15 protein-coding genes are annotated in these 18,230 nt (G+C 70.8%); 10 read left to right on the top strand and 5 right to left on the bottom strand.

Going from position 1 to position 18,230, the window contains the following annotated elements:
• Positions 1–55: 55 nt before the first annotated feature.
• Complete coding sequence (locus ACFWPA_RS10760; protein WP_378570129.1) at positions 56–1,012, bottom strand: Dyp-type peroxidase; 957 nt, start codon at positions 1,010–1,012, stop codon at positions 56–58.
• Between the two features lie 132 nt (positions 1,013–1,144).
• Here ACFWPA_RS10760 and ACFWPA_RS10765 point away from each other — a divergent pair, with 132 nt between their 5' ends.
• From ACFWPA_RS10765 to purM, 8 genes are all read left to right on the top strand, one after another.
• Positions 1,145–2,431: a M18 family aminopeptidase gene (locus ACFWPA_RS10765; protein ID WP_378570130.1), complete on the top strand. Its 1,287-nt coding sequence runs from the start codon at positions 1,145–1,147 to the stop codon at positions 2,429–2,431.
• Between the two features lie 204 nt (positions 2,432–2,635).
• Positions 2,636–4,006: a DUF4185 domain-containing protein gene (locus ACFWPA_RS10770; protein WP_378570131.1), complete on the top strand. Its 1,371-nt coding sequence runs from the start codon at positions 2,636–2,638 to the stop codon at positions 4,004–4,006.
• A gap of 201 nt (positions 4,007–4,207) precedes the next feature.
• Positions 4,208–6,487, top strand: coding sequence for a phosphoribosylformylglycinamidine synthase subunit PurL (gene purL, locus ACFWPA_RS10775; protein ID WP_378570132.1), 2,280 nt, complete (start codon positions 4,208–4,210; stop codon positions 6,485–6,487).
• A gap of 73 nt (positions 6,488–6,560) precedes the next feature.
• Positions 6,561–8,342 (top strand): alpha/beta hydrolase, encoded by a 1,782-nt coding sequence (locus tag ACFWPA_RS10780; RefSeq protein ID WP_378570196.1) that lies wholly within the window; start codon positions 6,561–6,563, stop codon positions 8,340–8,342.
• 35 nt (positions 8,343–8,377) lie between these two features.
• Positions 8,378–9,082, top strand: coding sequence for a CPBP family intramembrane glutamic endopeptidase (locus ACFWPA_RS10785; RefSeq protein ID WP_378570197.1), 705 nt, complete (start codon positions 8,378–8,380; stop codon positions 9,080–9,082).
• Positions 9,079–9,465 (top strand): sterol carrier family protein, encoded by a 387-nt coding sequence (locus ACFWPA_RS10790; RefSeq protein WP_378509091.1) that lies wholly within the window; start codon positions 9,079–9,081, stop codon positions 9,463–9,465. Before ACFWPA_RS10785 ends, ACFWPA_RS10790 begins: the two co-directional genes overlap by 4 nt.
• Before the next feature lie 119 nt (positions 9,466–9,584).
• On the top strand, positions 9,585–11,174 hold the full coding sequence (gene purF / locus ACFWPA_RS10795; RefSeq protein ID WP_378509090.1) for an amidophosphoribosyltransferase: 1,590 nt from the start codon (positions 9,585–9,587) through the stop codon (positions 11,172–11,174).
• 103 nt (positions 11,175–11,277) lie between these two features.
• On the top strand, positions 11,278–12,363 hold the full coding sequence (purM, locus tag ACFWPA_RS10800) for a phosphoribosylformylglycinamidine cyclo-ligase (protein ID WP_378570133.1): 1,086 nt from the start codon (positions 11,278–11,280) through the stop codon (positions 12,361–12,363).
• A gap of 159 nt (positions 12,364–12,522) precedes the next feature.
• Here purM and ACFWPA_RS10805 read toward each other — a convergent pair whose 3' ends face one another.
• The 4 genes from ACFWPA_RS10805 to ACFWPA_RS10820 all read right to left on the bottom strand — a co-directional run bounded on the left by ACFWPA_RS10805 (position 12,523) and on the right by ACFWPA_RS10820 (position 15,608).
• On the bottom strand, positions 12,523–12,729 hold the full coding sequence (locus ACFWPA_RS10805; RefSeq protein ID WP_378509088.1) for a DUF3073 domain-containing protein: 207 nt from the start codon (positions 12,727–12,729) through the stop codon (positions 12,523–12,525).
• A 139-nt stretch (positions 12,730–12,868) separates the two neighbouring features.
• Positions 12,869–13,828 carry an asparaginase gene (locus ACFWPA_RS10810; protein ID WP_378570134.1) on the bottom strand — a complete coding sequence of 320 codons (960 nt, stop codon included), beginning with the start codon at positions 13,826–13,828 and terminating at the stop codon, positions 12,869–12,871.
• Positions 13,825–14,484, bottom strand: coding sequence for an MOSC domain-containing protein (locus tag ACFWPA_RS10815; RefSeq protein WP_378570135.1), 660 nt, complete (start codon positions 14,482–14,484; stop codon positions 13,825–13,827). The genes ACFWPA_RS10810 and ACFWPA_RS10815 overlap by 4 nt, the downstream gene beginning before the upstream one ends.
• Entirely contained in the window at positions 14,481–15,608 is a 1,128-nt protein-coding gene (locus ACFWPA_RS10820) for a YgfZ/GcvT domain-containing protein (RefSeq protein ID WP_378570136.1), read from the bottom strand. Before ACFWPA_RS10820 ends, ACFWPA_RS10815 begins: the two co-directional genes overlap by 4 nt.
• Positions 15,609–15,660: 52 nt before the next feature.
• On the opposite strand from ACFWPA_RS10820, the gene ACFWPA_RS10825 reads away from it, so the two are divergent.
• Together ACFWPA_RS10825 and ACFWPA_RS10830 are read left to right on the top strand one after the other, a co-directional pair.
• Positions 15,661–16,533, top strand: a complete 873-nt coding sequence (locus ACFWPA_RS10825; RefSeq protein WP_378570137.1) for an aminodeoxychorismate lyase — start codon at positions 15,661–15,663, stop codon at positions 16,531–16,533.
• 191 nt (positions 16,534–16,724) lie between these two features.
• On the top strand, positions 16,725–18,221 hold the full coding sequence (locus ACFWPA_RS10830) for a cytochrome ubiquinol oxidase subunit I (RefSeq protein ID WP_378570138.1): 1,497 nt from the start codon (positions 16,725–16,727) through the stop codon (positions 18,219–18,221).
• The last annotated feature ends 9 nt before the right edge of the window (positions 18,222–18,230 follow it).

Consider the following 18,230-nt stretch of genomic DNA (forward strand, 5'->3'; position numbering starts at 1 on the left):
ATTCGTGATCCGTGTCACTGAGTGGGACTGGGGCAGGCTCGCCGCGGTACGGCGGCTACGCCGGGGCGGCGGGCAGCGCCTCGAAGAAGTCGGCGCTCGGAGTGAAGAACGCCGAGCCCGTCACCGCGACCGAAAAGTCCAGCAGCCGATCGTAATTGCCGCGCGGATCGCCGAGGAACATGTTCTCCAGCATGCGCTCGGTGACCGCCGGATCCTTGCAGTAGCCGATGAAGTAGGTGCCCATCTCGCCGCCGACCCGGCCGTACGGCATGTTCGCGCGCAGGATCTCCAGCGCGCTGCCCTGCCCGTCCTTGATCGCGGTCAACGCCACGTGCGAGTTCGCAGGCTTGACATCGTCACCCATCTCGATGTCCTCGAGTTTCGTTCGGCCGATCACGTTTTCCTGCTCGGGCACCGGCAACGCCTCCCAGGAGACCAGGTCGTGCACGTACCGCTGCACGTGCACGTAGGAACCGCCGGCGAAGAGCGGGTCCTCGTCGCCGACCGTCACCGCCGCGACCGCCTTCGTCCCGCTCGGGTTCTCGGTTCCGTCCACGAACCCGATCAGGTCCCGGTTCTCGAAGTACTGGAAGCCGTGCACCTCGTCGACGACGGTGACGGCGTCGCCGAGTCGCTTGGTGATCTGGTGCGCCAGTTCGAAGCACGCGTCGATCGTCATCGCCCGAATGTGGAACAGCAGGTCGCCCGGTGTCGCCGGTGCCTGGTGCTTGCCGCCGCGCAGCGCCGGGAACGGATGCAGGTCGGCCGGACGCGGGCCGGTGAACAGCCGGTCCCACGCGGCCGAGCCGATGCTGGCGATCAGTTCCAGGCCAGCGCCGGGCACCCGCAGTCCCACCGACCGGCGCAGCCCGGCGGCCTCGGCGAGCACCCGACGGGCGACATCCTCGCCGTCGTCGTTGATCGTGACGACCAGAAAGACCGCCGCAGGTGTCAGCGGGTAGGACACCGTCTGAGGTTCGGGAGTGGCTGCGGCGGAAGATGTTTCAGGCATTCGGTACTCCCGTGATTGGGGCGGGCGGGGTAGCTGATCCGGTCCGTCAACCCTAGTCGAGCCCGGACCGGCCGGACGGGATCGGTTTCCGCGTATCGGGGCAGGCGCCCGGACGGTTCTAGGATCACGGTCATGTCCACGATGACCGATGCCACCGCTTCCGGGCTCTGTTCCTTCGTCGATGCCTCGCCGTCCCCGTTTCACGTGTGCGCGACCGTGGCGGCCGAGCTGGCCGCGGCCGGCTTCGTCGAACTGCGCGAAACCGATGGCTGGCCCGCAGCGCCGGGCCGGTACTTCCTGGTGCGCGGCGGGTCGCTGGTCGCGTGGAGCACCGAGGAGGCCGGGTCCGGGGCGGCGCCGTTCCGGATCGTCGGGGGGCACACCGACAGCCCGAATCTGCGGGTCAAGCAGCACCCCGACCTCGACTCAGCTGGCTGGCAGATGGTCGGTCTCGAACCGTATGGCGGTGCGTGGCTGAACTCGTGGCTGGACCGCGACCTCGGCATTTCCGGTCGACTCAGCGTTCGGGAGGGAAACGGACTGCGGGAACACCTGATTCGGGTGGATCGACCGATCCTGAGGGTGCCGCAGCTGGCGATTCACCTGTCCGAGGAGCGCAAGGGCGTCAGCCTCGATCCGCAGCGGCACCTGAACGCGATCTGGGGGGTCGGGTCGTCGCCGCGCAGCTTCCTCGCCTTCCTCGCCGGGGAGGCCGGGGTCGACGCGGACGCGGTGCTCGGCTGGGAACTGATGACCCACGACCTGGCGCCGAGCGTGGTCGTCGGACTGCACGACGAGCTGGTGTCCGCGCCGCGGCTGGACAACCAGGGCACCTGCTACGCGGGCAGCCGGGCGCTGCTCGCCGCGGCCGAGGCCCCTGGCGAGGCGATCCCCGTCCTCGCGCTGTTCGACCACGAGGAGGTCGGGTCGATGTCCGACCGGGGCGCCTTCTCGGACCTGCTGAACTCGGTGCTCGAGCGAATCGTGCTCGGTCGCGGCGGCGGCCGCGAGGACTTCCTGCGTGCGATGGCGGGGTCGGTGTGCGCGTCGGGGGACATGGCGCACGCCACCCACCCCAACTACCCGGACCGGCACGAGCCCGCCCATCGGATCCTGGTGAACGGGGGACCGGTGCTCAAGGTGAATCAGAATCTCCGCTACGCCACCGACGCCGCGGGCGCTGGCGCGTTCGCGTTGGCGTGCGATCGTGCCGCGGTTCCGCTGCAGCGGTACGTGCATCGCGCGGACCTGCCGTGCGGATCGACGATCGGGCCGATCACCGCATCCCGGACCGGGCTGTCCACCGTCGACGTCGGGGCGCCGCAACTCGCGATGCATTCGGCGCGGGAGCTGATGGGCGCTGCGGACGTCGCGTCGTACGCGGACGCGCTCGCCGCGTTCCTCACGCCGCAGGAGTGACCACCGGCGCCCGCACCGTGACTGTCGATCGAACATCGGATGGCGTCCGCCCGCCGACCCGGTGACGAGGTGCGTACCGGGACCCACTCCAGATAACAATTGCCCCATCAGTCCCAGCAGCCACTCCGATGTCGTGGTTGGGTGGGTGCGGCGGGGCCGGGTGGGTCCGCGGGTCACGTCCGTCGATCGGGAGGACACACGCTCGTGCACAGTCCCAGTCAGTCGAAGTCGTCCGTCCTCGGCCGCGGCCGGGCCGCGGCGGTCGCCACCGGGGTCGCGGTGCTGATCGCCGCCACCGCAGCGGCGCCGTCGTCGGCACAGTCCCTCGGATCCTCGGGGTCCTCGGGGTCGTCGATCACCCCGCCCGGTGGGCCGTGCGGCCAGAATTCCGGCGGCTCCGCCGGTTCGATCGGCAGGGCGCTCCCGTGGATCACCGGGTCGCCCGACGGCGCGGTGCCCCGGCTGACCGGCGCAACGAAGGCGATCGAGATGGTCACCGGGCCCGGCAGCCCGAACGACACCATCAACCGGTTCAGCGTCTCCGGAACCGATCTCGGGATCATGTGGGACAACGGGGGCGCCGGCGCCGATCACCGCGTGCTCATGGCGTTCGGCGACACCGTCGGCGAGTGCGGTGTCGACGACGACGACTGGCGCAGCAACGTGCTGTTCCGCAGCTCGGACACCACGCTCGCCGACGGGATGCGAATCGACAGTTCGCCGCTGGACCGGCCCAACCACTCGAAGGAGATCATCCCCGGCTTCGGCATCCCCGGCGAGTACACCACCATCCCGACCGCGGGCATCGCGATCGGCGGCAAGCAGTACGTGCGGTACATGTCGGTCCGCAGCTGGGACACCCCCGGTGAGTGGACGGTCAACTATTCCGCGATCGCCGTCTCCGGCAACGACGGGGAGACCTGGACATCGGACGTCGCGTCGGTGCGGGCCAATGTCGACGGTCTCGGCATCCCCGGCATCCCCGCGGTGGACCCCGGCAATGCGAACTTCCAGCAGAGCGCGTTCGTGGACGGCAAGGACGGCTTCGTCTACGAGTACGGCACCCAGTCCGGCCGCAGCGGCGGTGCCCGACTGGCGCGGGTGCCGAGCAACCAGATTCTGGACCTGACCGCGTACCGGTACTGGGATGGCAGCGCGTGGGTCGCCGAGATGACGCGGGCGGTGCCGGTCATCCCGGCGCCGGTCAGCGAGCTGTCCGTGCAGTGGAACGACTACCTGAACAAGTACGTCGCGATGTCCACGGACGTCACCGGGCTGGTCATCCGGCAGGCGGACCGGCTCGAGGGTCCGTGGTCCGGCAAGCAGACCATCGTCAGCTCGGTCCTGCTGCCCGGCCTGTACGGCGGGTTCATGCACCCGTGGACGCGGGGGCAGCATCTCGAGTACGTCATCACCACCTGGGATCGCTACAACGTCATCTACATGCGCACCGATCTGAGCGGGCTGCGGATGGCGTCGACGGACCAGGTCGACCGGCCGGACCCGGCGACGACCGGCGACGCGGAGCTCCTCGGTGTCGACGTCCCCGCCGAGGGGCAGACGATCGACGGCTAAGCGACCGGCGCCGGCCCGGCAGCGACCCGAAGGTCCTGCCGGGCCGGTCCGTTCGGCTCGACGGTGACCCCGCGCTGACGTGACCGTGCCCACGTGCGGTGACCAGTGCGGAAGGTGTCGGGGCAGCGGGCTAGACTTTGCGCTGGCAGCGCCTCGCCGGACTGCCCATTCGATTCCTCCAGGGAAGGGACCCGACTCCCCGTGTCACCGCAGGTCGATACCGTCACCCACGCCGCAGCGACCCCCGACGTCGCCCAGCCCTACCGGGAACTGGGACTCAAGGACGACGAATACGCCCGGATCCGGGAGATCCTCGGCCGCCGTCCCACCGACGCCGAACTGGCGATGTACTCGGTGATGTGGTCCGAGCACTGCTCCTACAAGTCCTCCAAGGTGCACCTGAAGTACTTTGGGGAGACCACCACCGACGAGATGCGGGCGTCGATGCTCGCGGGCATCGGGGAGAACGCGGGCGTCGTCGACATCGGCGACGGCTGGGCGGTCACCTTCAAGGTGGAGTCGCACAACCATCCTTCGTACATCGAGCCGTACCAGGGCGCCGCGACCGGCGTCGGCGGCATCGTCCGGGACATCATGGCGATGGGTGCCCGCCCGATCGCGGTCATGGATCAGCTGCGCTTCGGTGCGGTCGACCACCCCGACACCCGCCGCGTCGTCGACGGTGTCGTCCGCGGCGTCGGCGGCTACGGCAACTCCCTCGGCCTCCCGAACGTCGGCGGCGAGACCGTGTTCGATGCGTCCTACCAGGGCAACCCGCTCGTCAACGCGCTGTGCGCCGGCGCGATGCGGGTCGAGGACCTGCACCTGGCGTTCGCGTCCGGCGTCGGCAACAAGATCATCCTGTTCGGTGCCCGCACCGGCCTCGACGGCATCGGCGGCGTGTCCGTCCTCGCGTCGGAGACCTTCGACGAGAGCGCGGGCGGGCGCCCGAAGAAGCTGCCCGCCGTCCAGGTCGGCGACCCGTTCACCGAGAAGGTCCTCATCGAGTGCTGTCTCGACCTGTACCGGGAGAAGCTGGTCGTCGGCATCCAGGACCTCGGCGGCGCCGGGCTGTCCTGCGCCACGTCCGAGCTCGCCGCGGCAGGCGACGGCGGCATGCACATCAGCCTCGAGCGGGTGCCCACCCGCGCCACCGGGATGACCGCAGCCGAGGTGCTCTCCAGCGAGTCCCAGGAGCGCATGTGCGCCGTGGTGACCCCGGAGAACGTCGACGCCTTCATGGCCGTCTGCAAGAAGTGGGACGTGCTAGCCACCGTCATCGGCGAGGTCACCGACGGCGAGCACCTCGTCATCGACTGGCACGGCGAGACCGTCGTCGACGCCCCCGCCCGCACCATCGCCCACGAGGGCCCCGTCTACGAGCGTCCGGTGCAGCGCCCGGACAGCCAGGACGCGCTGGTCGCGAACACCACCGCCGGGCTCAAGCGTCCGGAGACGGACGCCGAGCTCGAGGCGACACTGCTGAAGATGGTCGGTTCCCCGCAGCTGGCCAGCCGCAAGTGGATCACCGAGCAGTACGACCGCTACGTCCGCGGCAACACGGTCCTCGCCGAGAACGCCGACGGCGGCGTGATCCGGGTCGACGAGAAGACCGGCCGCGGCATCGCCCTCGCGACGGACGCGTCCGGCCGCTACACCGCCCTCGACCCGTACACGGGTGCGCAGCTCGCGCTGGCCGAGGCGTACCGCAACGTCGCCGTCACCGGAGCCACCCCGAAGGCCGTCTCCAACTGCCTCAACTTCGGGTCCCCCGAGGATCCGGGCGTCATGTGGCAGTTCCAGCAGGCGGTGCGCGGGCTCGCGGACGGCTGCGCGCAGCTCGGCATCCCGGTCACCGGCGGCAACGTCAGCTTCTACAACCAGACCGGCGCCACCGCGATCCTGCCGACCCCTGTCGTCGCCGTGCTCGGCGTCATCGACGACGTGCACCGCCGCGTCCCCACCGGTCTCGGCCTGGAGCCGGGGGAGACGCTGATCCTGCTCGGCGACACCAACGACGAGTTCGACGGCTCCATCTGGGCGCAGGTCGAGCACGACCACCTCGGCGGTGTCCCGCCGAAGGTCGACCTCGAACGCGAACGCCTGCTCGCCGACATCCTGCTCGCCGGGTCCCGCGACGGGCTGATCTCCGCCGCCCACGACCTGTCCGAGGGCGGTCTCGCGCAGGCCGTCGTCGAGGCCGCGCTGGCGGGGGAGACGGGCTGCCGGATCCTGCTGCCCGAGGACGCCGACCCGTTCGTCACGCTGTTCTCCGAGTCCGCAGGCCGGGTGCTGGTCGCGGTGCCGCGCACCGAGGAGACCCGCTTCACCGGCATGTGCTCGGCCCGTGACCTGCCGTGGGTGCGGATCGGCGTCGTCGACGAGGGCTCCGACTCCGTCGAGGTCCAGGGGCACTTCTCCGTCACCCTCGACACGCTGCGCGCGACCTCCGAAGGAACGCTGCCTGCGCTGTTTGGATAGCCATGTGACCGACACGGAAGCGACCCGGGAACCCGGGACGGACCAGGCAGCCGCCGAACCGTCCCGGGTTCCGGTGCGTTCGGGCGAGGTCCGCGCCCTCGATCGGTGGGTCAACCGGGTCCGGGAGTGGACGGCGCCGTGGGCGCCGGAGCGGCTCGCCGACAAGCATCCGTTCGTCGCGTGGGCGTGGGGCCTGCTCAGCCTCGACTTCACCGGCATCGCGTTCGGTGCCCTGTTCTTCTGCTGGTCGCTGACCCCGTCGCTGCTGCCGCGGGACTGGCTGTACCAGGGCCTGATCGGCGGCATCACCGCGGCGATCGGCTACGCCGTCGGGTGCGTCCTCGGCTGGGGTGCGCACCGGTACTGGCTGTCGAAACTGTCGTGGTGGCCGCCCCCGACGCGGGCGACCACGCCGATCAAGGTGGCCGTGCCGGTGCTGTCGGTGATCGCCGCGCTGGTGATGCTGGTGTACTCGGCGAGCTGGCAGCGGGAGCTGGCCGCGCTGATGGGCGCCGAGGGCACCACGACCACCGGCTATCTGCGGACCCTCGGCCTGAGCGTGCTCGTCGCCGCGCTGCTGATCTCGCTGTGGCGGGTGCTGCGGGACCTGGTGCGGCTGATCGCCCGCTACCTGAACACCTGGCTGCGGGTGCCCCGGTCCGCCGCCGCGCCGATCGGGTTCGCCCTCGTCGCGTTCCTCGGCTACACCCTCGTCACCGATGTGCTCGTCAACGCTGCGTATTCGTTCGTGAACTCGGCGTTCAGCCTGCAGAACGACGAGACCAGGGAGGGCGTGGTGCGGCCGATCCGGCCGGAACGGTCCGGGAGCGTCGAGTCGTACGCGCCGTGGGACACCCTGGGATACGAGGGACGCGAGTTCGTCTACCGCGGGCTGCACGCGGACCAGCTCGCCGCGTACAACGGCGCCCCAGCGCAGGAGCCGATCCGGGTGTACGCCGGTCTCGGCACCGCCGACGACACCAATGCCCGACTCGACGTCGTGATCCGGGAACTCGAACGCACCGGCGCGTTCCAGCGGGAGGCGCTGGTCGTCATCCCGACCACCGGCACCGGTTGGGTCAACCCGACCGCCGCCGACGCCGTCGAGCTGATGTACAACGGGGACACCGCACTGGTCGCGAGCCAGTACTCGTACCTGCCGAGCTGGATCTCGTTCCTCGCCGACCGGGAGAAGGCCGCCGAGGCGGGCCGGGCGCTGGTCCACCGGGTGCACGACCGCTGGCTGCAGGAGCCCGCCGCGACCCGGCCGAAGCTGTTCGTGTACGGCGAATCGCTGGGAACCCAGGCGGGCGAGGCGGCGTTCGACGGGCTCGCCGACATCCGGGAGATGGTCGACGGGGTGCTGTGGGTGGGGCCGCCGAACACGAACCCGCTGTGGCGCACCCTCGTCGCGCGCCGCGACCCGGGCAGCCCCGAGGTTCAGCCGGTGTACTCGGACGGGCTGGTGGTCCGGTTCGCCGAGGACGCCGCCGCGATCGGCGCGGAGCCGGGGCCCTGGCTGTACCCGCGGGTGCTCTACCTCCAGCACCCGTCCGATCCGGTGGTGTGGTGGAGCCCGGAGCTGATCTTCAACCGCCCGGACTGGCTGTCCGAGCCGCCCGGCTACGACCGGCTGCCGAGCATGCGCTGGTTCCCGTTTGTCACGTTCTGGCAGGTCGCCGCGGACCTGGCGAATGCGGCCGGGGTCCCGGACGGGCACGGCCACAATTACGGAACCACGGTGCTCGACGGATGGGTCGCGGTCGCCGCCCCGGACGGCTGGACGCAGGCGGACACCGAACGCGTCCGCGCGGTGCTGGACGCGAACGCGGGTCGTCAGGGCCCCGAGAAGTGACCCTCCACGACCGAGTGAACGGAACCGTTCAGTCGATTAGATCGAGTGAACGGTTCCGTTCACTCGGCGGGCGGCGGGCGCGGGACGGGGCGGTCGCGGTGGGGTGTGCGGCGCTGCTCGTCGGCTGGAACACCGCGGTCCTGCCGAGGCTCGGGCTGGGGGCCCGTGGTCGTGCGGCGGTAAACGGGCTGGCCGCCGTCGGGCTGTCCGCGGCGGCCAGGGCCTGCGGCGTCGATGATCGTGAATTGGGTTGGCGCGCGCCGGGGGCCGGTCTGCGGTGGGGGGCGGCGGCCTCGATCGTCCCCGCGGTGGCCTACCCGGCGATGCTCGCCACGCCGCCGGTGCGGACCCGGATGGCGTCCGGTGCGCGCCGCGCCGACCACACCGAATGGGTGTTCGTGCACATCCCGGTCGGCACCGTGCTCGCGGAGGAGTTGGCGTTCCGGTCCGTGCTGTACGCGCTGGCCCGCCGCGCCTCGCCCCGGTGGGCGCCCGCGTTCGGGGCCGCGGCGTTCGGGCTGTGGCACGTGACCCCCGCCAGGCACGCGGGCGACTCGGTGCCGGGGACCGTCGCGCTGACGGCCGCGGCCTCAGTGCTGTTCGACCTGCTGCGGGGGCGCAGCGGCAGCGTGCTCGCGCCTGCCCTGCTGCATCTCGCGGTGAACGCGGGCGGGGCCGTCGCCGCGGAGGCGGCGGCGGGCCGGGCGGTGCGCGGGCGTGCCGGTAGCGTGGTGCGGTGACCGCCCGCCGCAGGATCGACCCCGCCGAAATGCGGACCGCGGTGCTCGCGGTCCGGGACTGGCTGACCGACGCGGACGCCGCGCCGCCGCCTCGTCCGGAACTCGCGGCCGCGGTCCGGCTCAGCGCGCGCACCCTGGAGAACGTCGCACCCGGGTCCTCCGTCGAGGTCCGGGTTCCACCGTTCGTTGCCGTGCAGTGCCTTGAGGGTCCGCGCCACACGCGCGGCACGCCGCCGAACGTCGTCGAGACCGACCCGCGGACCTGGCTGCGCCTCGTCACCGGCGCGCTCGCGTTCGAGGACGCGGTTGCGGCGGGAACGGTGACGGCGTCGGGCAGCCGGGCCGGTGACCTCGGCCACTGGCTGCCGCTGCTGCCGATGTGACGATGCCCGCGGTGAACGCTGTGACCGGCACGACAGCGCGGCACCCGTGGTAGGTGCACCCTCTCGTTGGCCGTAGACTGGGCCTGCCCCCCGCACCCACCCCCAAAGGGAGCACCCCGGTGACTTCAGCCGACCTGTCGGTCAACAGCCCGAATCTTCTCGCACCCGCAGACCTGTCCGACCAGGATGAGCAGCCGCCCCGCGAGGAGTGTGGCGTCTTCGGCGTCTGGGCTCCCGGCGAGGATGTGGCCAAGCTCACCTACTACGGCCTGTACGCGCTACAGCACCGCGGCCAGGAGGCCGCGGGCATCGCCGTCGCCGACGGCGCGCAGGTGCTGGTGTTCAAGGACCTCGGCCTGGTCAGTCAGGTGTTCGACGAGCAGACCCTCGGCGCGATGCCCGGGCATGTCGCCGTCGGGCACTGTCGCTACTCGACCACCGGCTCCACCACCTGGGAGAACGCGCAGCCGATCTTCCGGACCACCACCGCGGGCACCGGCATCGCGCTCGGGCACAACGGCAACCTGGTCAACACCGCCGAGCTCGCCGACCGGGCGCGGGCGGCCGGGCTGATGAACAGCAAGCGGCCCGGCGGTGCGACCTCGGACTCCGACATCGTCGGCGCGCTCCTCGCGCACGCGGCGGGGGACCGGACGATCGAGCAGGCCGCGATGGAGCTGCTGCCGACCCTGCGCGGCGCGTTCTGCCTGACCTTCATGGACGAGCACACCCTCTACGCGGCGCGCGACCCGCACGGTGTCCGGCCGCTGGTGCTTGGCCGTCTCGACCGCGGCTGGGTCGTCGCCTCCGAGACCGCCGCGCTCGACATCGTCGGCGCCTCGTTCGTCCGGGAGATCGAGCCGGGTGAGCTCCTCGCGATCGACGCGGACGGTGTGCGGTCGTCCCGGTTCGCCGCCCCGACGCCGAAGGGCTGCGTCTTCGAGTACGTCTACCTGGCCCGCCCCGACACGACGATCTCGGGACGGTCGGTGCATGCGACCCGCGTCGACATCGGCCGCCGCCTGGCGAAGGAACACCCGATCGACGGCGACCTGGTGATCCCGGTCCCGGAGTCGGGGACCCCCGCCGCGGTCGGCTACGCGCAGGGTTCCGGCATCCCCTACGGGCAGGGCCTGATGAAGAACGCCTACGTGGGCCGCACCTTCATCCAGCCGTCGCAGACCATCCGCCAGCTCGGCATCCGCCTGAAGCTGAACCCGCTGCGCGACGTGATCCGCGGCAAGCGCCTGATCGTCGTCGACGACTCGATCGTCCGCGGCAACACTCAGCGCGCACTGATCCGGATGCTGCGGGAGGCGGGCGCACTGGAGATCCACGTGCGGATCGCGTCCCCGCCGGTGAAGTGGCCCTGCTTCTACGGCATCGACTTCGCGTCACCGGCGGAGCTGATCGCGAACGGGGCGGGCGGCACCAGCCACGAGCCCGGCGACGTGGAGGAGATGGTCGAGGGCGTGCGCCGCTCGATCGGCGCCGACTCGCTCGGCTACATCTCGATCGACGGCATGGTGGCGGCGACGGAGCAGCCCGCGTCCCGGCTGTGCATGGCCTGCTTCGACGGCGAGTACCCGATCGCGCTGCCGACGGAGACGTCGATCGGCAAGAACGTGCTCGAGGGCATGCTCGACAGCACCGCGGGAGCGGCGCCGAGGTCCGACAACGACAACGCGAGTGCGCTGAGTCGCCCCTGATCGGCCGCCGAGGCCGCATAATTGCGCCGGTGCATCCGGCGCCCCGTACACCCAGACAGTGCCAGGCGCACTGGCGAGATCACAGCTGGAGCTGAGAAACCCGATGACCGACGACCAGAACGCCCGCCCCGCCGGTGCCTCCTACGCCGCCGCCGGTGTGGACATCGAGGCAGGTGACCGGGCGGTGGAGCTGTTCGCCCCGCTCGCGAAGAAGGCCAGCCGTCCCGAGGTGCTCGGCGGGCTCGGCGGATTCGCCGGCCTGTTCGCGCTCAAGGGCGGCTACCGGGAGCCGCTGCTCGCGGCGTCCACCGACGGCGTCGGCACCAAGCTCGCGATCGCGCAGGCCCTCGACAAGCACGACACCGTCGGCCTCGACCTGGTCGCGATGGTCGTCGACGACCTCGTCGTGTGCGGCGCCGAGCCGCTGTTCCTGCAGGACTACATCGCGGTCGGCAAGGTCGTCCCCGAGCGGGTCGCGGAGATCGTCGGCGGCATCGCGCAGGGCTGCATCCAGGCGGGCTGTGCACTCCTCGGCGGCGAGACCGCGGAGCATCCCGGGGTGATGGCGGACGGCGACTACGACCTGTCGGCCACCGGTGTCGGCGTCGTCGAGGCGGACGCGGTGCTCGGCCCGGACCGGGTGCGTCCCGGTGACGTGGTGATCGGCATGGGGTCGTCGGGTCTGCACTCGAACGGCTACTCGCTGGCCAGGAAGGTGCTCCTCGAGATCGACCGGATGTCGCTGACCGGGCACGTCGAGGAGTTCGGCCGCACGCTCGGCGAGGAACTGCTCGAGCCGACGAAGATCTACGCCAAGGACTGCCTCGCGCTGATCGCCGAGACGGACGTGCGCACCTTCTGCCATGTCACCGGCGGGGGCCTCGCGAACAATCTGGCCCGGGTGATGCCGAAGGGTCTCGTTGCCGAACTGGATCGCGGAACGTGGAGTCCCGCACCGGTGTTCACGATGATCGGTCAGCGTGGCCGGGTCGAGCGTGCCGAGATGGAGGCGACCTTCAACATGGGCGTCGGCATGGTCGCGATTGTCGCTCCGGAGGACGTGGACCGCGCCCTTGCGGTGCTCACGGCGCGCCACATCGACTGCTGGACGCTCGGCACCGTCGCGAAGGCATCGGACAAGCAGGACGGTGAGCTGGTGCGGCTGGTCGGCGACCACCCGCGCTTCTGACGCCGAGTCACGACAGACGACGAACCGCCCGGATCCGATCGGATCCGGGCGGTTCGCGTTGTTCCGAACCTCGTCGACACCGCGCGGCACCCGGTGGGGTGCACATGCGGAAAATGAGGGAGAGCCGTGGGGCTCCCCCTCATTCGATGCTCAGCTGAGTCAGCGGCGCCAGTCGTCGGAGTCGTCGTCGTCCCAGCGCGATGCGCCGTCCTCGGAACCTTGATCGCTGTAGGACCCGTTCCGGTGGGAGCTCGACGAGCCACCCGACAGCTCGCGTTGGAGGCTGTCGAAGTTCGTCGTGGGCGAGCTGTATTTGAGCTCGCGTGCAACCTTGGTCTGCTTTGCCTTAGCCCGGCCGCGGCCCATGGCCAACCCCCTCGCGCTTTAAGCGGGGCGGCCTGGGAATTTTTGGCGGCCCCGTTTGAGTGTTTATGTCTTCCTGACAGACACTCTAGCGTGCGAATGGATCTGGCGCTCCTTCCCCTGCACAGGTGGGGTGTCTTGTTCATCTCATCGCGTCGGGAACGGCCCGGATCGTGCCGACGCGGACGCCGCCGCCGAGCACCGGCCGGGACGCGAGATCGGCGAGCTCCTCGGTCCGCTCGACGCCGATCCGGTGCAGCAGCGCGGCGGTCAGGGGCAGCCGGGCCCGCTCGTGGCCGTCATCGATCTTGAAGGCGAACGCGGTGCCGTCCGGCAGCGCGCCCGCATGCACCCCGTCCGCGCCCGCCTTGCACAGCAGACCGGGGACGGTGGACATCAACACCGCGTCGTCCCTGCCGGTGCCGGACAGCAGCCACGGTTGGTCCCGGGCCGCATCGGCGACCGCCCGCTCCGGGCTGCCCGGCGCCGCGGTGATCAGCGTGGTGAACGCCCGAGCCAGCGCGGTCAGCGACAGCGGGACGATCGGCAGGCCGCAGCCGTCGATGCCGACCTCGCTCTCGTCGTCCTCCCCGGAGAGTTCCGCGATCGTCGCGAGGATCTCGTGCTGCAGCGGATGCGACGGGTCGGTGTAGGTGTCGAGCGGCCAGCCCCGTTCCGCGCACACCGCGAGCATCGCGGCGTGCTTGCCGGAGCAGTTCATGAAGACCCGGCGGGCGTGCCCGCCGGAGGTGAGGACCCGCGCGCGGGCCGCCTCGTTCGCGGGCAGGTCCGGTGGGCACAGCAGGTCGTGCTCGGACAGGTTCCGGCGCCGGAGCAGGTTGAGCACCACCGCGACGTGCTCGGGTTCGCCCTCGTGGGAGGCGGTGGCGATCGCGAGCTCCCTGGGGTCCGCTGGGGCGAATCCGTTGCGGAGCAGCGCGACCGCCTGCAGTGGCTTGTTCGATGAGCGGGGATAGATCGGGGTGTTCACCTCGCCGAGCGCGAGGCGGGTCGCGCCTGCCGGGTCGAGCACGACCAGGGATCCGCGGTGCACGCACTCGCGGAAGCCCGACCGGACCACCTCGACCAGTTCGACGCTCAATACTCCACCCGCACCTTCAGCCCGGCGATGCGTCTGCGTGCCTTGTCCTCGACACTAGGCGACAGTCCCGGTTGGCGCGCGAGCAACTCGGCGAGGCCATCGGGGTCGCGCCCGGTGAACAGGTCGCGCACGGTCACTCCGTGCTCCGGCACGTGCGTGACCGTGATCGGGTCGCCCGCCGCGACCGGTCCGGGGGTGAGCACCTTCAGGTAGGCGCCGGTGTCGCCGCGTTCGGCGAAGCGCTTGACCCAGCCCGGTTCGGCCGCCCACACGCCGAACGTGCCGCACGGTGTCCTCGGCCCGGTGATCTCCAGTTCGAGGGTGGCACCGACCCGCCACCGGGCGCCGATCACGGCGTCGCTCGTCGCGACCCCACGCACCCGCAGATTCTCCCCGAACCAGCCGGCGGGCAGATCCCGTCCGAGGTCGGCCTCCCAGCGCACGGCCTCCGCGTCCAGGTAGGCGTAGACCGCCTTGAACACGCCCCCGTGGTGCTCGGTGTCGCACACGTGATCGCCGGCCAGGCCCTGCGCGCCGACCTCGACCGGGCCGGTGACCGGCCGCTTGTCGATCGCGGTCCGCGGCACCCGGCGGGTGCCGCTGTCCCGTTCGGAGTGGACGACGCAGACGGCGGCGACCGTGCCCGGCCCCCTCACCGGCCGCGCAACCGGTCGACGGCGGCCCGGCCCGCCTGGTACTCGTCGTGCCGGGGCACCGAGTCCGGGTCGATCGCGGCGGCCGCACCGCCAGCGGCGAGCGGCGTGTCGACGGGGACGGACCGCTTGACCAGCGCCAGCGCGATCGGCCCGAGTTCGTGGTGGTCGACCACCGTGCCGAGGCGGCCGACGGTGCGGCCGCCCGCGGTGACGTCCTCGCCCGGTGTCGGGCGAGTGTCGGCCGACCCGTCGAGGTGCAGCAGCACCAGGTGGCGTGGCGGCTTCCCCAGGTTGTGCACCCGCGCGACCGTCTCCTGGCCGCGATAACAGCCCTTGTCGAGGTGCACGGCGCCGTGCTCGGTGATCCCGCCGATCCAGCCGACCTCGTGCGGGATGGTGCGTTCGTCGGTGTCGATTCCGAGACGCGGGCGCTGCGCCGCGACCCGCAGCGCCTCGAACGCCCAGGTGCCCGCCGGTGCCGCACCCGCCTCGGTGAGGGTTGCCCACCAGTGCGCCAGCCGCTCGCGGGGGACAACCAGGTCCCACGCGTGCTCGCCGGGCCAGGGCATCGTGCGCAGGAACCCGCCGCCGGGCAGCGCGACCGCGTGGTACATGCCGGGCAGTTCCGGAATGCCCAACGCGGACAGCAGTGCGGGCCGTCGGACGTCGGGGCCGAGCAGGCCGAGCACGGCCATGTCGGGGGCGGGCGTCGGTTCGGCCTTCGCCCAGAACACCATCTTCTGCAGGAAGTCGAGCAGGTCGGCGCCGCGTCCGGGTTCGGTGTCCACCCAGGTGACGTCGGCGAGGTCGGTGAGGACGAAGTGGTGTTCGACGCGCCCGTTGATGTCGAGGCTGAGGTTCTCGGCACCCGCGCCGTCGGCCAGGTTCGCAATGTGCTGGCTGGAGATGGTGTGCAGCCAGCTCAGCCGTTCGGCTCCGGTGATGGAGAGGGCGACGCGGTTCGAGCGGTCCACGATGGCGGCGGCGCGTTCGGCGCTGCGTTGCTCGCGGAGCGGGTCGCCGTAGTGCCAGGCGACGCCCGCGTCGGGGGCATCGGCGGGGCAGGGAACGGCCCCGGGCGTGGTGAGCAGCGGACTGGGGGTTGCGCGCACGGACTCGGACACGGTTCCAGTGTAGGAGCCGGTTCGGTGCGGTCCGCCGCCGTAGGGTGGGGGCATGGCTGATCAGGTGCTGGTGACCTTGGACGGCGCGGTGCATGACGCGGACGTCCCGTTCCTGCACGCCGACGACCTCGCCGCGGTGCGGGGTGACGGCGTCTTCGAGACCCTGCTGGTCCGCGACGGCGCGGCCCGCACGGTCGAGCTGCACCTGGCGCGGTTGACGACCTCGGCGTCGGCGCTGGACCTGCCGCGGCCCGACCTGGATGCGTGGCGGTCGGCGATCGCGGTCGCGGTCGGCGAATGGGACTCCGGCCGCGAGGGCGTGCTGCGGCTGGTGCTCAGCAGGGGCCGTGAGGGCGCGGGCGAGCCGACGGCGTTCCTCACCGTCGGCCCGGTCGCCGGCCGGGTTGCTGCCGCCCGGCGCGACGGGATCTCGGTGTGCACGCTGGAGCGGGGATTCTCGGTGGACGTCACCGAGACGGCGCCGTGGCTGCTGCACGGGGCGAAGACGCTGTCCTACGCGATGAACATGGCCGCACTGCGACACGCGCACGGACTCGGTGTCGACGATGTGATCTTCACCAGCAGTGAGGGTTTGGTGCTCGAGGGTCCGCGGTCGACCGTGCTGATCTCGCGGGGACGGACCCTGGTGACGCCGCCGGTCGAACACGGGATTCTGCCGGGCACGACGCAGCAGGCGCTGTTCGAGGTGGCAGGCGCGCACCGGTTCCGGTGCGAGACGGCGCCGCTGCGACCCGCCGACCTCATTGCCGCGGACGGGATCTGGCTGCTGTCCAGCGTCACCCTGGCAGCACGGGTGCACACCCTCGACGGGTTGGCGTTGCCCGTCCCGGAGATCGCCGACGAACTGTCCGGCCTGGTCGATCTCGCGGTCGACACCGTCGGTGTTGAGGAAGACGCCGCCTGATCGCGGTGTGACTCCCGGCACGGTTGGGTGCGGCGGGTGGGCGAACCGGCCTTCATCTACTACTGTCCGTCGTAGATGAAGGCCTGCGGCGTGACGCTGTGGGGGTTACCTTTTGAACCGGGACTTCAGGCGTTAGCCCACGTCGGACGTCCCGGCACGCCTGTCCCACGGGCCCTGCACAGGGAGTAGCCATGGATGCACTGGACGTCTCGCGCTGGCAATTCGGCATCACGACGGTCTATCACTTCATCCTCGTCCCGCTCACCATCGGTCTCGCCCCCCTGATCGCGATCATGCAGACGATGTGGGTGGTCACCAAGAAGGACCACTGGTACCGGCTGACGAAGTTCTTCGGCAAGCTCTTCCTGATCAACTTCGCGCTGGGCGTCGCCACCGGCATCGTGCAAGAGTTCCAGTTCGGCATGAACTGGAGCGAATACTCCCGCTTCGTCGGTGACGTGTTCGGTGCCCCGCTCGCCCTGGAGGGCCTGGTGGCCTTCTTCCTTGAGTCGACCTTCCTCGGTCTGTGGATCTTCGGCTGGGGTCGATTGCCGAAACTCATTCACCTGGGCTGTATTTGGCTCGTCGCGATCGGCGTCAACGCATCCGCCTACTTCATCATCTCGGCGAACTCGTTCATGCAGCATCCGGTCGGCGCGATCTACAACGAGGACACCGGCCGCGCGGAACTGACCAGCATCTGGACACTCCTGACGAACAACACCGCGCTGGCCGCGTTCCCACACGTGATCGCGGGGGCCCTGCTCACCGCCGCAACCTTCGTCGCGGGCATCGCCGGCTGGTGGATGGTCCGAAACATGCGGCGAGCCAAGGCAGCCGCACCCGCCGAGGCCGAGCGCATGGAGTCCGAGGCGCGGACCATGTTCCGCCCAGCCGCCCGGCTCGGGCTGTGGGTGATGATCATCGCTGGCGTCGGCCTGATCGTCACCGGAGACATCCAGGCCAAGCTGATGTTCGAGCAGCAACCGATGAAGATGGCGTCCGCGGAGTCGCTGTGCCACACCGAGACCGACCCCAGCTTCTCGATCCTCACCATCGGCACCCAGAACAACTGTGACAGTGTCACCAGGGTCATCGAGGTGCCGTACGTGCTCGGCTATCTCGCCGAGGGAAGCTTCTCCGGCGTCACCCTGCAGGGCGTCGAGGACCTGCAGGTGCAGTACGAGGAGCAGTTCGGCCCGGGCAACTACCGTCCCAACCTGTTCGTCACCTACTGGTCGTTCCGCGCGATGATCGGCCTCGCCGCCGGATCCGCCGCGCTGGCACTGGCCGGGCTGTGGGTCACCCGGGGCGGCCGCGTGCCGGACCAGCGGTGGTACTCGTTGCTCAGCCTGATCGCGATCCCGACCCCGTTCCTCGCGAACAGCGCGGGCTGGATCTTCACCGAGATGGGTCGTCAGCCGTGGGTCGTGCACCCGAATCCCACCGGGGTGGACATGATTCGGCTGACCGTCGATCAGGGCGTCTCCAATCACTCGGTGGCCACGGTGTGGACGTCGCTGATCGTTTTCACCCTGCTCTACGCGGCACTGGGCGTCGTGTGGTTCTGGCTGATCCGCCGCTACACCATCGAGGGGCCGCTGCCGCACGACGCGCACCCGCCGGGCGAGGGCCCCGACGAGCCGGACGACTCCGGTGAGCCCAAGCAGCTGTCGTTCGCGTACTAGGAGGACGAG

This window comes from Rhodococcus sp. NPDC058505 (assembly GCF_042720095.1).
GTDB lineage: Bacteria > Actinomycetota > Actinomycetes > Mycobacteriales > Mycobacteriaceae > Rhodococcus_G.